Annotated in this window: 15 protein-coding genes; all 15 read right to left on the reverse strand. The window is 64.6% G+C overall.

Annotation, left to right across the window (positions count from 1 at the left end; translation table 11 throughout):
* Positions 1 to 809: type II secretion system F family protein (locus AC1DHX_RS18590; protein WP_476900339.1), on the reverse strand; the 809-nt coding region annotated here is incomplete at its 3' end.
* Between the two features lie 7 nt (positions 810 to 816).
* Positions 817 to 2,325, reverse strand: a complete 1,509-nt coding sequence (locus AC1DHX_RS18595; RefSeq protein ID WP_476851473.1) for a CpaF family protein — start codon at positions 2,323 to 2,325, stop codon at positions 817 to 819.
* Positions 2,325 to 3,515, reverse strand: coding sequence for a CpaE/TadZ family protein (locus AC1DHX_RS18600; protein WP_476858988.1), 1,191 nt, complete (start codon positions 3,513 to 3,515; stop codon positions 2,325 to 2,327). The genes AC1DHX_RS18595 and AC1DHX_RS18600 overlap by 1 nt, the downstream gene beginning before the upstream one ends.
* The gene (cpaB, locus tag AC1DHX_RS18605; RefSeq protein ID WP_476858987.1) at positions 3,512 to 4,273 is read right to left on the reverse strand and encodes a Flp pilus assembly protein CpaB; all 762 of its coding nucleotides are present in this window, start codon (positions 4,271 to 4,273) and stop codon (positions 3,512 to 3,514) included. The genes AC1DHX_RS18600 and cpaB (AC1DHX_RS18605) overlap by 4 nt, the downstream gene beginning before the upstream one ends.
* Before the next feature lie 17 nt (positions 4,274 to 4,290).
* Positions 4,291 to 5,265 carry a pilus assembly protein TadG-related protein gene (locus tag AC1DHX_RS18610; protein ID WP_476858986.1) on the reverse strand — a complete coding sequence of 325 codons (975 nt, stop codon included), beginning with the start codon at positions 5,263 to 5,265 and terminating at the stop codon, positions 4,291 to 4,293.
* The gene (locus AC1DHX_RS18615; protein WP_476858985.1) at positions 5,253 to 5,627 is read right to left on the reverse strand and encodes a TadE/TadG family type IV pilus assembly protein; all 375 of its coding nucleotides are present in this window, start codon (positions 5,625 to 5,627) and stop codon (positions 5,253 to 5,255) included. The genes AC1DHX_RS18610 and AC1DHX_RS18615 overlap by 13 nt, the downstream gene beginning before the upstream one ends.
* An 86-nt stretch (positions 5,628 to 5,713) precedes the next feature.
* A complete protein-coding gene (locus tag AC1DHX_RS18620; protein ID WP_476855701.1) occupies positions 5,714 to 5,956 on the reverse strand; it encodes a Flp family type IVb pilin in 243 nt (80 codons plus the stop codon).
* Positions 5,957 to 6,224: 268 nt separating this feature from the next.
* Positions 6,225 to 7,622 (reverse strand): pilus assembly protein TadG-related protein, encoded by a 1,398-nt coding sequence (locus AC1DHX_RS18625; protein WP_476858984.1) that lies wholly within the window; start codon positions 7,620 to 7,622, stop codon positions 6,225 to 6,227.
* A 53-nt stretch (positions 7,623 to 7,675) separates the two neighbouring features.
* Entirely contained in the window at positions 7,676 to 8,131 is a 456-nt protein-coding gene (locus AC1DHX_RS18630) for a TadE/TadG family type IV pilus assembly protein (protein WP_476858983.1), read from the reverse strand.
* 82 nt (positions 8,132 to 8,213) lie between these two features.
* Positions 8,214 to 9,095, reverse strand: a complete 882-nt coding sequence (locus AC1DHX_RS18635; protein WP_476858982.1) for a type II secretion system F family protein — start codon at positions 9,093 to 9,095, stop codon at positions 8,214 to 8,216.
* Positions 9,096 to 9,108: 13 nt separating this feature from the next.
* A complete protein-coding gene (locus tag AC1DHX_RS18640; RefSeq protein ID WP_476858981.1) occupies positions 9,109 to 10,062 on the reverse strand; it encodes a type II secretion system F family protein in 954 nt (317 codons plus the stop codon).
* Positions 10,059 to 11,507, reverse strand: coding sequence for a CpaF family protein (locus tag AC1DHX_RS18645; RefSeq protein WP_476858980.1), 1,449 nt, complete (start codon positions 11,505 to 11,507; stop codon positions 10,059 to 10,061). The genes AC1DHX_RS18640 and AC1DHX_RS18645 overlap by 4 nt, the downstream gene beginning before the upstream one ends.
* Complete coding sequence (locus AC1DHX_RS18650; protein ID WP_476900340.1) at positions 11,504 to 12,697, reverse strand: CpaE/TadZ family protein; 1,194 nt, start codon at positions 12,695 to 12,697, stop codon at positions 11,504 to 11,506. Before AC1DHX_RS18650 ends, AC1DHX_RS18645 begins: the two co-directional genes overlap by 4 nt.
* The gene (cpaB, locus tag AC1DHX_RS18655) at positions 12,694 to 13,422 is read right to left on the reverse strand and encodes a Flp pilus assembly protein CpaB (RefSeq protein WP_476858978.1); all 729 of its coding nucleotides are present in this window, start codon (positions 13,420 to 13,422) and stop codon (positions 12,694 to 12,696) included. The genes AC1DHX_RS18650 and cpaB (AC1DHX_RS18655) overlap by 4 nt, the downstream gene beginning before the upstream one ends.
* 168 nt (positions 13,423 to 13,590) lie before the next feature.
* On the reverse strand, positions 13,591 to 13,796 hold a 206-nt coding region (locus tag AC1DHX_RS18660; protein WP_476900341.1), incomplete at its 5' end, for a Flp family type IVb pilin.

Below are 13,796 nucleotides of genomic sequence, written 5' to 3' on the forward strand. Positions count from 1 at the left end.
GGCATCAGCATCACCACGATCCCGATCGGCATGGCCATGAGGATGTACGCGGAAAACTTTCCCTCGGCGGCGAGGGATTTGAYGTGTCCTTTGATCTCGCTGCGCTCGCGGATGGTCTCGTTGACCTGGTCCAGGACTTCGGCCAGATTCCCGCCCACTTCACGGTTGATCTGGATGGCCTGGGCGATCCAGACGAAGTCCTCGTTCCGCATCCGGTCCGCGGTGTCGCTCAGGGAGTCCAGGAGGTCCCGGCCCAGGCTGGTCTCTGTAACCACGCGGCGCATCTCTTCCGACGTCGGGCTTTGGGATTCGGACGCGGCGGCGTCAATGGCGCGCATGATGCTGTGCCCGGCCCGGAGGCCGCCGGACAGCAGCTGCAAGGTATCGCCGAGCTGCTGGTCGAACTTGGTGCGGCGCTTGCCGGCCAGGATGCGGAGCACGAGGTGGCCCACGACCGGCGCCAGGAGCACCAGAAGGACCGCCAGCAACGGGCCCGCGACGACGAACCCGGCGAGGCCCCCCGCAACCGCTCCGGCCAGGAGCAGGACGTAGAAGTCGGCCTGGCCCAGGCGCAGGCCGGCCTGTTCCAGCGACTCGCGGTTGAAGAGCCGGACTTTGCGGCCGGAAAAGAATCCGTCGACCAGGTGGACGGCCGAGCCGGCGAACCGCGTCAGCTGCGAGTCGGCCTGACCCTGGACGGGCCTGCGCCGGTCCAAGGGGACACTGGCCCCGCCGGGGGAGAGCAGCGCGAATCCCAGGACCACCACTGCGCTGAAGAGCAGGCCGACGCCGATGGGCAGCAGAGTCATGGACAGATCACGCCCTTCCAGCCGGGGTCAGCGGCGCGGCAAACACAGCGGGGGAGACATGGATGCCCAGGTCCTCGAAACGGTCGATGAAACGCGGGCGGATGCCGGTGGGGACGGGCCTGCCAAGGAACCGGCCGTGGGCGTCGACGCCTGCGGCGTAGTCGAACACGAAGGCATCCTGGAGCGTGACGATGTCGCCCTCCATGCCCTGGACCTCAGTGACGTGGGTGATCCGCCGGGTGCCGTCCCGCAGCCGGGAGATCTGGATAATCAGGTTGACGGCCGAGGCGATCTGTTCCCGGATGGCGCGCAGCGGCAGGTCCATGCCGGCCATGAGCACCAGCGTCTCCAGACGGGCCACGGCGTCCCGGGGCGAGTTGGAGTGCACCGTCGAGAGCGACCCGTCGTGGCCTGTGTTCATGGCCTGGAGCATGTCCAGCGATTCGCCGCCGCGGACCTCGCCCACCACGATCCGGTCCGGTCGCATGCGCAGGGAGTTCCGCAGCAGCTCGCGGATGGTCACCTCGCCCTTGCCCTCGGTGTTCGACGGCCGGCTTTCCAGCCGCACCACGTGTTCCTGCTGGATCTGGAGTTCGACAGCGTCCTCGATCGTCACGATCCGCTCGTCGTGGGGCAGGAACGAGGAAAGGACGTTCAGCAGTGTCGTTTTGCCGGTGCCGGTGCCGCCCGAGACGATGATGTTGAGCTTGGCCTTCACGCAGGCGTTCAGCAGTTCCGCCATTTCCGGCGTCAACGTGCCGAACTCGATGAGGTTCCGGACAGTCAGCGGCACCTTGCTGAACTTTCGGATGGTCAGCGACGAACCGCCGACGGCGAGCGGCGGGATAACGGCATTGACGCGGGACCCGTCCTCGAGCCGAGCATCCACGAGGGGCGAGGACTCATCGATGCGCCGGCCCACTTTGGAAACGATGCGCTCGATCACCTTGCGGAGGTGGTCCTCGGAGCTGAACCGCGACTCCGTCAAGGTCAGTTTGCCGTTGCGTTCCACGTAGATCTGGTCCATCCGGTTGACCATGATTTCCGTGACGGCGGGATCGTCCAGGAGGCGCTGCAACGGGCCGTAGCCCAGGACGTCGTCGGCCACGTCGCGGACCAGCCGGGAGCGCTCTTCGGCGGACAGGGGGACCTGTTCGGCGTCGATGATGCGCGTCAGCTCCTCCCGCGCGGAGGTGCGGAGGTCCTCTTCCGTGGTTGCCGAATCGTTGAAGCGGGTTCCCATGCGCTCGAACAACGCAGTGGCGGCCCGCTGTTTGAGGGCGGCGAAAGCGTCGACGGGCTGCTGGCCCCGGGCGCGGGAGTCCTGGTGCTCCGGGAAAGCCGGCAGCGGTGGGCGGTCAGTCTTCTGGAGCACGACGGCGGCCGGCGCTGCCGCCGTCGTCGCGCTTCCTCCGGTGGGGGACATGGCCAACGGAGATGCGGCCTGCGGGGATTCGGCCCGTGGGGCGGACGCAATCGTTCCCTCGGCGGAGCGGAGCCGTTCGGACAGTTTCATCAGACCACCACCCGGCGGTGCAGTTTCTTCTGGGCGGTGGCGCGCCAGGCGGGATCGAACCGGTTGACGAGCTGTTTCAGTCCCTTGATGGCAGGATCTTTGCGTCCGTCCTGGAGGACCGGGATGCCGCGGTTGGTGGAGAACGCCACTGCCTTGGACCGCGGGATGCTGACGTCCACGGGCGCGCCGATGGTCGCCTCGACGTCCTGGACGCTCAACCCGGACTTCGAGTCCGCCATGTTCAGCACCACGTGGCGGGTCTCGGGCAGCAGGTCCAGGCGCCGGAGGATATCCAGGCCGGAGCGCAGCCCGCGGATACTCGGCACGTCCATGGCAGTCACCCAGACGGCGTCGGTGCACTGCTCGAGGGCGGCCAGCCCGACCTCCGGGAGCCCGGGTGCGGTGTCGACCACGACGTATTGGAACTGTTCGGCCAGTTGTTCGAGCAGGCGCGTGACTTGCTGGGGTGTGATGTCGTCGGCCTCCTCGGGCGTCCGGGGGGCGCAGAGGGCGTAGATGCTCCCGGGATGGACGGTGAGGAAGGCTTTGAGGACGAGGGAATCCTGGCTGGCCGCGGACGAGACGGCGTCGGTCACGGTGTGCTCCGGGTGCAGGTACAGGCCTGAGGCCACGTCCCCGAACTGCAGGTCCAGGTCCACAATGACCACGCCCATGGGCGCCACTTTGCCGAGTCCGATGGCGATGTTGGTGGCGATCGTGGTTTTGCCGACCCCGCCTTTGGGGGAGAAGACGCCGATCACCAACCCCGTGGCGCTGTCAGGCTGGCTGGCCGCCGTGGTTCGGTTGCGGGTGGCGAACGACTGGCAGGCCCGCTCCAGCAGCACCCGGATCTGGGCCGGGTCCGCCGCCGGGCTGAGGATGTCGCGGATGCCGGCCCGCATGGCCAGCAGGACGAAGTTCGGATCAGCCTCGCCGACCAGGATGACGCTGAGTTCGGGAAGCTGGACGTCGAATACCGTCGCCAGGCGCAGGGCGTCCTCCACCGGCACGTCCGGTCCCAAGATCAGGACCTCGGGCCGTTCCTGGTTGAGGCTGGCGAAGAGCTCCGCCGGGTTCGCGGGATTGACGAACGCGAAGGTCTGCAGGCCGCCCGGAAGGCCGCCGGCCAGGGCCTGGCGGACGCGGGCATCGAAATCAGTGTTCGGCGAAATCAGGACAAAGCGGCTCATTTGTACACCTCTGGTCGCGTCACGATGCCGGGGCGGCCGCTGTCCGTGGCGTTGAGCGGTTCCTTGCTCAGCCAGATGCTGGCCGATTCCGTGAAGTTTGCGGCATAGACAATCTTTGTGGCGTCCATATCATTCACGGCAACAGTGACGATCATGGAGCCGGTGGGCAGCGACGTGTCCTCGGCATCCGCGGGGGAGCCGGCGGCGGAGGGCTGCGGGGACGGGGCAACTGCCGGGGCGCGCTGGACCGCCGTCACGAGAGCCTTGTGTACCGTCAGCTGGGTCGTCTCTTTGTCGGCCTTCGCCTCGAGGCCGCCGTCCTTGAGGTTGATGAAGACACCCACATGGTCGCCCGCCGCGAGTCGGCCGCCGACGAGCCGCTGCGGCTCGAGCTGGAAGGAAACCTCCTGCAGGCCCTTAGGCACTTCAATCGCTCCGCTCGTCTTTAGTGCCTCCGGCTCAATCAGCCGCTCGGCGACGAGCTGCTCGCCGGGGAGGAGGTCGACGGCGGTGACTTTGCCGGCCAGCCCGTCCAAGTTCGTGAGAGCCGACTTCGTGACGGCTTTACCGGGAAGATCCTGGCTGGTCACGAAAGCTTTCAGGGCCGCGACCGACGTCCCGGCCGGCACAGCTTTCGACACCACGAGAACGGTGACGGGCTGCAGGCCCTGCACTGCCCTGCTGTCGGCGCCCTGCGCGTAGCTGACTACCAGGACGGCCCCGACGACGGCCAGCACCAGGGCCGCGATTCCTGCCAATAAGCGTGACTTCACTGTTAGGGCACTCCAATGGTAAGGCGGACTATTGAGGTCCCGTAGTCCGGTGCTGCGCCGAGTGCGAAGGCGTCGGACAAAGAGACATATCGCACGAAGTAGCCCCTGATGGTCTTGTTCTTGAGCGTCCCGCCTAATGACCAGCTGTTAGAGGCAAAGTGGTAACCAGTGACATGGAAGGCGGCAAATCCCTTCACGTAGTACTTGCCGCTGGAGCCGTTGCCGGTGGCCACGTCGTACAGCGGGAAAAGGACTGTTTGGTCGTTCATCTTGCTCAAGTCCGCAGCGGTGCATTCGCCTGGTGCGCTCGCGCCCGTGTTGCTGGAAAACCAAACGCCAGAGTTGTTTGCTTGTCCGGCTGACAGGGTGACTCCGCATTTTGCATCGCTGTCCGAAATCCAGCCGAAGCCACCCGGGATCTCGCCACAGCCGCCGGAATCCATGTCCAGGACCTGTTCGGCGCCAGCCAGCGAACCTGGCGGCAGGTTGAGCTTGCATTGGGCAATGGCCAGGGGCAGAAGGATCGTGCCCGTGGACGGCGTTCCCCACTCCACGCGGGAGGTAGCGGTTACTTCGGCGCTTGAAAGGCCCAAGGCCCGGGCGAAGAACAGGGTAACCCGGTTAGGCGCTTTCCCGGTTTCCTGTGCCCCGGCTGTCACTTTCACGGTGCGGGCGGCCTTGTCCAGTACGAGGTCGGCAACGTTGCTTTTCCCGTCAGCAGCATTGCTATCGGCGAGGCTGCGGGCGAGGGCGGAGGTGGTGGAACAATCGGCGTCGTTGATGTTTTTCGCGCACTTCTGCGCGATGGCCAGGGCTGCGGCATCAGCCCCGTTGCGCAGTTGGGTCCGCTCGGCATAAAGCATGCCGACGTCGACCGCCAGCGCCGCGAACCCCAACAGGGTAACCATGAGGATCGCGACCAGGATGCTGATGGCGCCGCGCTCGCCGTTGGCTGGTGGCGCTGCTAGCCGCCGCACAGCATGACTCCTTTGCCTTCCATGGTGAACGGACCCGCGATGCCGGTCATCGTCGAGAGCGAATAAGTGATCTTGAGGGTCACTTGGATTCCGGTGGCGCAGGTGGCGGGGGTGATGGTGATATTGGTGTCGCTGAGCGCCGGCTTCAGCGCGGTGGCTGAATTCCTGGCCGCCGTCCGCGCAGCACTGGGGCTGTTGCTGATGGCCATGACCCGGACGCCTTCGCGGGCGGCGCTGGAGAGGGTGACCTGGGCGTTGTAGGCCCGGCCGAATTCGCTGATGCCGAGCAGCAGCATCACCAGAATTGGCGCGAGAAGAGCGAATTCCACGGCGACGGCGCCCCTCTCCGATGTTTTGGACATGGGCGACCGCCTTCCGTTCGAGTGTGGGCTCTGGATGCGACAGGGTGGCAGCGGCCCAAGGCCACTGCCACCCGCTGGCAGTCGGACTAGCGGCAGGAAGAGGCCGCTGCAGTCACACCGGTGCTTGCCGGCACGGCTGCCGTGTACGACTTACCGCTGACGCTGCACGATACCGATTCAAATGTGGTCGCCAAAGTGCCGCCGAGCATCGTGACGGCGACGATGATCACGACCGCGATGAGGGAGACCATGATGCCGTATTCGACGGCGGTGGCGCCGCGCTGGTCGCGGCGAAGACGGGCTGCGAAGCTGGAGAGAATGGAACGCATTGGTGACTCCTGAGCGAGTTGGGAGGCTGGCCCTGCACCAGCACTGAGAGGAACTTAGCAACCGCCGACACGCCGACGATTGCCTTTGCCGCTTCCTGTGCCAAGGCTTCCCAAACTGCACGTTTCCTGTACATTCCCTGCGCGCATCTTGCGCCTGGAATGCAACATTGCTGTAGCCGGGCCCACAGAAGGACCCCCTTGGCTCTGGTCCAAGGGGGTCCGGTATCTGGGTCTCCTGCGGCCGGCCCCGTGCACGCCGGCCGATCATTCAGCTCGGGATCCGTATCAGCCGGGAGTTGGAACTGATCGCATTGACCGCAGAGACGAAGATCGGGCCGAGTTCGTTTCCGCTTGCTGCGCAGAAGAAGAAGTCTCCGTCGGAGTTCTCGATATTCCGGAGCGCCGCTGTGGAGCAGTCGTTGTCGGCGTCGCTGGGGATGCCGTGTGAGTCCTTCGACGCCGCGGTGGCCAGGACGTTCCGGACAAACGCGCCGCCGCTGCCGCACTGCGCGCTTGTTGCGTCTCCGAATGCGACTGTCACGATGAGCAGGCCCGCCGCCTTGGCGTTGGTTGCGACCGCGTTCAGGTTGTTGCACGCAGCTGACGCGTTGGTAGTCCCGATGTCGTTTGCGTTGTTCAATGAGTTGTCGGATCCCGCGACGTTTTGCTCGTTGGGTTGGCCGTCCGTTTCCAGGATGATGGCCTTGCGTGCCGTTCCAGCGCGCGAGGGCAGGCTGGGTGTGCCAAGCACGTACCGCGAGGCGGCTTTCAGCGGCGCCGCCAGATACGTTCCTCCGCTCGAAGCCGACAGGCAGGTCAGGCCCTTGACCAGCGTGCTGCCCGCGTTCAGTGGTGGCGTTCCGCCTGGAATTGCGGGGTTTTGGGTGTAGTCGTTGGAGAACGGAACCGGGATCCAAGGACCTGTGTTGTCCGTGGATGGCGTGGTGATACAACTTCCCGGAGATGTCTTGCTTCGGTGGATTGTGCCCAGCGCCACGTATTGCTGATCCCGGGTCATGGTTTGGAGGGTGCTCTTGATCCCGGCGACCATCAGGTCCCGATTCGCGGTGCTCATGCTGCCGGTTCGGTCTGCCACTATGGCAATATCCATCGGATTCGGGATCTGGGAGCCGCAGGAACCCTTGCAGGCATCTGACGCCAGCGAGCCGGTGTTGCCGGTATTAATCCCGATCACGGGCGCGAAGCTGAACGCGACGTCCTTATCGTCGGTCACGGTGATCGAATTGCAGGCGTTGCTACCCCCCGGGATGCAGGGGATCGCGCAAATGGTTTCGCTGCACCTGGCTCCGGCGATCGTTCCGGGATTGCAGACGCTCGGGATCTGGCTGCTCAGCACGGTCCGGCCGGCGCCTGTTGACGCCACCACACACCAGAAGTTGACCGTGGGCGCCGCCGCGGGGTCGTTGGCCCGGGCGAATGACGCCGCGGCGTTGCGGGCGGCCACCGGGTCGCCGGGGAGGTATGACGCACCAGCCAGTGCGGCGGCGTCCAGCGCATTGCTCAGGTGCTGGCGCTCGTAGACCAGCTTGCCGACGTCGACGCCCATCGCAAGGGCTCCGAAGAGTACGGGAACCAGCAACGCGAAAATGACCGTCGCCGCCCCGCGCTGCCGGTTTGCCTTACCGCGCATGTTCGTGTCGTTCACTGGCCCCCGGTTACTACCGACGCGACGTATCCACTTCAGGATCGATCCTGGTGTCAGGGGGTACATGTTCCTCCGGTCCAACGCTGTGCGCCCGCGGCCACGGTCGCGGGGCTTTCCATTTTCATGACGGCTTTTGCTTCGAACACGCCGCCGAGTGCCCACGAATAGAATCCGCTCAGCGACGACTGGGGGTAGCGCAGGCAGACAACCATAAGCCCGGGAGCCCCAGCCGACGTGTCGACGGCGAATCGCACCTGGAGCCTGGTGCTGTCAAGCGACCCCCGTGCGCGGTTGGCGGACGCAATGACATCACCCTGTGTGACTCCCTGCCGTGCGCTTTCGCGTGCCGCCCCTTGCAGGCTGACGCTTTGCCCGAGGGCCGTCCCAAAATCGATCACTCCAAGGAGCATGGACAGGAGCAAGGGAAGCACCAAGGCAAATTCAACTGCCGTCGCACCGCGCTGCCGGCCATCCCGAACCTTTCGATGTCCTGTCCTGGACCTAAACATCTGTTGCTCCTTACAATCTGGTTGATTYCTRCCCACTCCRGCGAGGTGRGKGATGAATTGCRTGCCGGCTTRGMTGCTTTCGCTACCGGCCCGAAAAYGTRGCGATTGCRTTGATGACGGCAGGGCCGAGGATGACGATAAACAGCGGCGGAAAAATAAAGAGAAGCAACGGAAATACCACGGCCACCGGAAGTTTCATTGCTTTTTCCTCTGCCCGAAGACGTCTCTTGATCCGCATCTGGTCCGCTTGGGGTTTCAGGACCCGGGCGACAGAAAGGCCCTGCACATCGGCTTGGATGACGGCACCCACGAAACTCTTCAAATCCGCAACCGTGGACCGCGCGGCCATGGCCTTGTAGGCCTCACGGCGGGTTCTGCCGGCCTGGATGTCCTGCAGGGTGCGCACCATCTCGTCCGCCAGCGGACCCTTCCCGCTCGTCCCCACGCGGGCCATTGCGGCTTCAAAGCCGAGGCCGGCCTCGACCGAGATGAGCAATTGGTCCAAGACATTGGGCAGGTCCAGCTGCAATCTCGCCTGGCGTTTCGTGCCGCTGTTGTAGACCAGAAGGTCCGGGAGGAAGTAACAGGCTGCCGTGAGGCACACTGACAGCAGGACCCCCTGCGGACTCTTTGTGCCGCCGAAAAGTAGTGCCAACAGAACTCCGCCAAGGGCCGCTAGCGGTTTCAGGCTCAAGAGGCGATCCAACGGCATGGAGGCCGGCCGGCCCGCGTTCCCGAGCATCCGGTCCAAGTGGGACACATAGGCAGCGGGTGTCAGCCTGCGGGCAAGACGTAGCAGCCAGTGAGGGCCAGCCGGGGAGGCCCCTGCCTGCGGGGCCGAAACGGCAGCCAATCTCGATTGGATCACGCGGCCGGAAGCCCTGTCGACGCCGATCAGGGACCAGGTGAAGTAGGTCAAAGGAAGGATGATACTGGCGATCAGCAGCCAGACTGTGGGGGTCATGTGCTCAGCTCCTTTAGAATTCGATCTTGACCATGCGGCTGATCCAGAAGGAGCCGATGACCATCATGACCACGCTGGCTGTGATGAGTACCCAGCCCAGCACCGTGGTTGTCAGGACCGACATGTATCCCGGGTTGACGAGATTGATGAAGATTGCGACAAAGAACGGCAGCGCAATCAGGATGTATGCCGAGAACTTTCCTTCTGCCGCCAAGGCGCGGACCTGGCCCTTGATCTGAGCTCTTTCGCGCACAGTCTCCGCGACATGGTCGAGGACCCCAGCCAAGTCGCCGCCGACTTCACGGTTGATCTCAATCGCCTGGCTGAGCCATTCGAAGTCTTCACATTGCATCTTGCGGCCGACCTCGGCCATCGATTCCGAAACCGGCCGGCCGACCCTGGCCTCGTTGACGATCCTGGCGAGTTCCTCGCCCATCGGAGCCGGCATCTCGGCGCTGGCCGTGTGCATGCTCTGGGCAATGCTGTGGCCTGCGCGCAGGCTGCCGGAGACGGACATGAGCATGTCGCTGAGCTGACCCTCGAAGGCGGCGCGGCGGCGCCCCGTTTTGAGGGAGAGTAGCGCCTTAGCGCCCACCGGACCGATGACCGCGAACAGGACGGTGAGGAGCCAGCCCTGCAGCACGTAGCCTGCCAGGCCCAGAATGAAGGAGGCAACCAGGATGAGAACGATGAATTCGGAGGGCTGGAGTTTCAGGCCGGCCTCGCTGAGTGCATCGCGGCCGAATGGGCCGCTACTCTTGTGCCCGACGCGACGCTCCACGGCGGCAACTGTGACGCCGCTCAGCTTCGAAATCATCGAGGAGTTGGACTCCGCCGGCGGCCTCCTCCGATCGACGTGGATGTCCGTAAACCGGGGACGGAACGCGACAAAAAGGGCGAGGGCAAAGGCAACCAGAATGAGTACGGTGCCGGCTAGCAGAGCGTAGTCGTGGGTCACGGTGCTCACCGTCCTGTCTTGGCGGAGGCGGGGAAGAAGATTTCGCCGGGGATGCTGATTCCCAGGTCGGCGAACCGTTCGACGAAGCGCGGGCGGACACCCGTGGGAACGGGCTTGCCGATGAACCGGCCATCCTGGTCGACGCCCGCCGCGTAGTCGAAGACGAATGCGTCCTGGAGAGTCACCACGTCACCTTCCATTCCGAGGACTTCAGTAATGTGGGTCACCCGACGCGTGCCGTCCTTCAGCCTGCTCAACTGGACGATCAGATGGACTGCGCTGGCGATTTGTTCGCGGATGGCCCGCAGTGGAAGATCCATCCCCGCCATAAGCACCAGGGTCTCCATGCGGGCTACCGCGTCCCGGGGGGAGTTCGAGTGCACGGTGGAGATGGATCCGTCATGGCCGGTGTTCATGGCCTGGAGCATGTCCAGGGCTTCCCCGCCCCGGACTTCGCCAACTACGATCCTGTCCGGGCGCATTCGCAAGGAGTTCCGGACGAGATCGCGGATGCCAACGGCTCCGCGGCCTTCGATGTTTTCAGGCCGGCTTTCCAAACGGACCACGTGCTCCTGCTGCAGTTGCAGTTCCACGGCGTCCTCAATGGTGACGATGCGTTCGTCGTCGGGAATGAACGAGGAAAGAACGTTGAGCAGTGTGGTTTTTCCCGTGCCGGTACCACCGGAGACGATGATGTTCAGGCGTGCCTGTACACAGGCATGGAGCAGCTGTGCCATGGCCGGTGAGAGGGAGTCGAACTTGATCAGGTCCTCGACGGTCAGGGGTACGGCGGAGAACTTTCGGATCGTCAAGGACGGGCCGTCCACGGCGAGTGGCGGGATGACGGCATTGACTCGCGAGCCGTCCTCAAGCCTGGCGTCAACCAGCGGCGAGGACTCGTCGATGCGGCGTCCCACCCGCGAGACAATCCTTTCGATGACTCTGCGCAGGTGGGCATCGGAACTGAAGGTTGTCCCGGTCAAGTGCAGCCGTCCGCCGCGTTCCACATAGATGCGGCTAGCGCCGTTGACCATGATTTCGGAGACCAGCGGGTCGTCCAGAAGCCGCTGCAGCGGCCCGAGGCCCAGGACTTCGTCCACGATCTCCCGGATCAGGCGTCGCCTTTCTTCCGGTGTCAGGGGGACCTGCTCGTCATCGATAAAGGAGCCAAGGGCCTCGCGCACCATGCGCCGCACGTCGCCTTCGTCGAGGCTGCTGTCGGTGATGCGATTGCCCAGGCGGGCTGTCAGCTCTTCGGCCGCGCGCTTCTTGATCCCCGCCAGGGCGTCCGAGGAGTTGGCTTGGGGTGCCACGGCCAGGGTTCCCAGCAGATTGGTGCCGACGGGTTCGGCCGCCGCAGGCACTGGAACCATGGCGATACCGGGCGTATGGTCTGGCCGGGCGGGGCCTTCCGTGGCCATTCGGACGGCTTCAAGTCGGTCAACGAGACTCATGGCTTTTCGCCCCTTCGGTTTGGACGCTGGCTTGCGGGTGAGGACGAATTCTGCCCGAAAAGCGCAACCAGGTTTCTCAGCCCTTTCAGGGCAGGATCCCGACGGCTGTCCTGGATTAGCGGGACGCCGGCATTCGTTGAAAACGGCAATGTGCGGGACCACGGCAGGATGATGTCCACTGGCAGGCCAACCGTCGCTTCAACGTCTTGGACGGTTAGTCCGCTGCGCTTGTCGGCGAAGTTGAGGACAATCGTGTTCGACGGGGGCATGAGGTCCAGTTGCCGCAGCACGTCCAGTCCGTGGTTGAGCCCACGGATGCTGGGAATGTCCATGCCGCAAACCCAGACCCCATCGGTGGCCAGTTCCAGAACGGCCAGGACCTCTTCCCCGAGCCCCGGTGACGTATCCAAAATGACAAACGGGAACTCCAAAGAGAGCTGGTTGATCAGAGTTGTTACGTGCGCCGGCTTGATGAGGTCGGCGTCTGCCGGACGGCGCGGCGCACACATGGCGTACGCCCCCGACGGATGCGGGCTGAGGAAAGCCTTGAGCACCATGGCGTCACTGGACGCGGCACCCGAGACTGCGTCGTTGATGGTGTACTGCGGCTCCAGGCCAAGCCCTGAGGCCACGTCACCGAATTGAAGGTCGAGATCGACAATGACCGCCCCCATCGGTGCCAGTTTGGCCAGTCCAACGGCCAAATTGGTGGCAACGGTGGTCTTGCCCACCCCGCCCTTCGGGGACATCACGGAGATCACCCGCCCACGGACCCGTTTCTGGCTGGCATCATCGGAGGCAATCTGCTTGCGGCTCCWGGACGTTTCGGCAGCGTGTTCCAACGCTTGACGCATTCGTCCAGGCTCCGTGTCCGGCGGCAGGACATCGCGGATGCCGGACCGCATGGCGGCCAGCGTGAGCTCGGGTGCCGCGACTGCCGCCAGCACGAGCACAATGTCCGGGAAAGTGTGCTCAAGGCTTGCCGACAGGGCGAGCATCTGCTCCGACCGGACGTCCGGGCCGAAGACCATCACGTCGATGGGACCGCCCAAGTTTTGGGCCAGCAGGTGGCCGGGGCTGCCGCCCGCGGCTTCGGAGGCGAGGACCTGGACGTCGTGGGTGTCGCCCAGGGCTGAGGCGAGATGGCGCTCGAACTCCGGGGAGGAGGTCAGGACTAGGAAGCGGCTCATTGAAAGATCCCGCTGGTGGTGACGGCTGTTCGCTGGCTTGGCGGTGTCTTCGCCGTTTGTTTGGTCAGCCAGATATTGCCTACGCGGGCRCTGAGAATGATYTTGGCGGAGTCAGTGGAATTGCGGGCSAGGGTCACAAACGAGGAGCCGGTGGGAACGGCGGACGTTCCATCCGCCGTGTTTCCGCTGCTGGGCGGCGCCTGCTGGATTGCTGTCACCAAAACCTTGTCGAAGACCAGCTGAGTGCTCATGACTTGCGGAGCCGCAGGATCCCCCTGGGTTACGTAGAGTCCCACCAGGTCTCCGGCTCGGAGGGTGCCGCCGACCACGCTTTCCGGGGGAAGGAGAACGGTGACTTCCTGCATGCCGGCGGGTACTTGCACTGCGCCCGCGGTGACACGCTGGGACGGGTCCACCAGCCGGCTTGCCAGCAACTGTTCGCCCGGTTCCAAGGCCACGGCCGTGACCTGACCTGTGATGCCGTCCAGCGAAGACAACGCGCCGGCGGCCTTTGCCGCATCCGGAATGGACCGGAGCCTGACGTGGGAACGGAGGTCTTCCACCGTGGTGCCGGCCGGAACCGCCGAATCGACCACGACGACGTCGACGGGCTGGAGTGACTCTTGTGCCCGTCGGTCTGCATTCGACACGTAATTTACCAGCATCAGGGTGCCGGCGATCGCCAGGACTAGCGCAGCCAGCCCCGCGACTAAACGAGATTTCATGATTAATTCCTCACCTCTGGGAAAAACCTCAAGATTGCTTGGGCGCACATTAGGGCGTCAGCCTGGGCGCGGCTTGCCGCGCCGGAGTGCCGTCGCCGAAACGCCTCTGCCGGCTGCCCGGTGTGGCGGACAGCCGGCAGAGTGGCGTGCGTTGTGGGCGGTTGGCCGCTACGGTGCTGCCGGCGGTGCGACCTGGCGGGCGATGTCGCCGAAAGCGGTGTTGAGGTTAGTGCCAAGGGTGGTAACCGCGCCGATGATAACGACTGCGATCAGGGCGACCATAATTCCGTATTCAACGGCGGTGGCGCCCTTTTCCTCGTCCGAGAGGCGGTTCTTGATTCCAGAGACAAAAGCGAGCATTGAGACCATGAGAC

The organism is Arthrobacter sp. 05N33_2, from assembly GCF_056397425.1.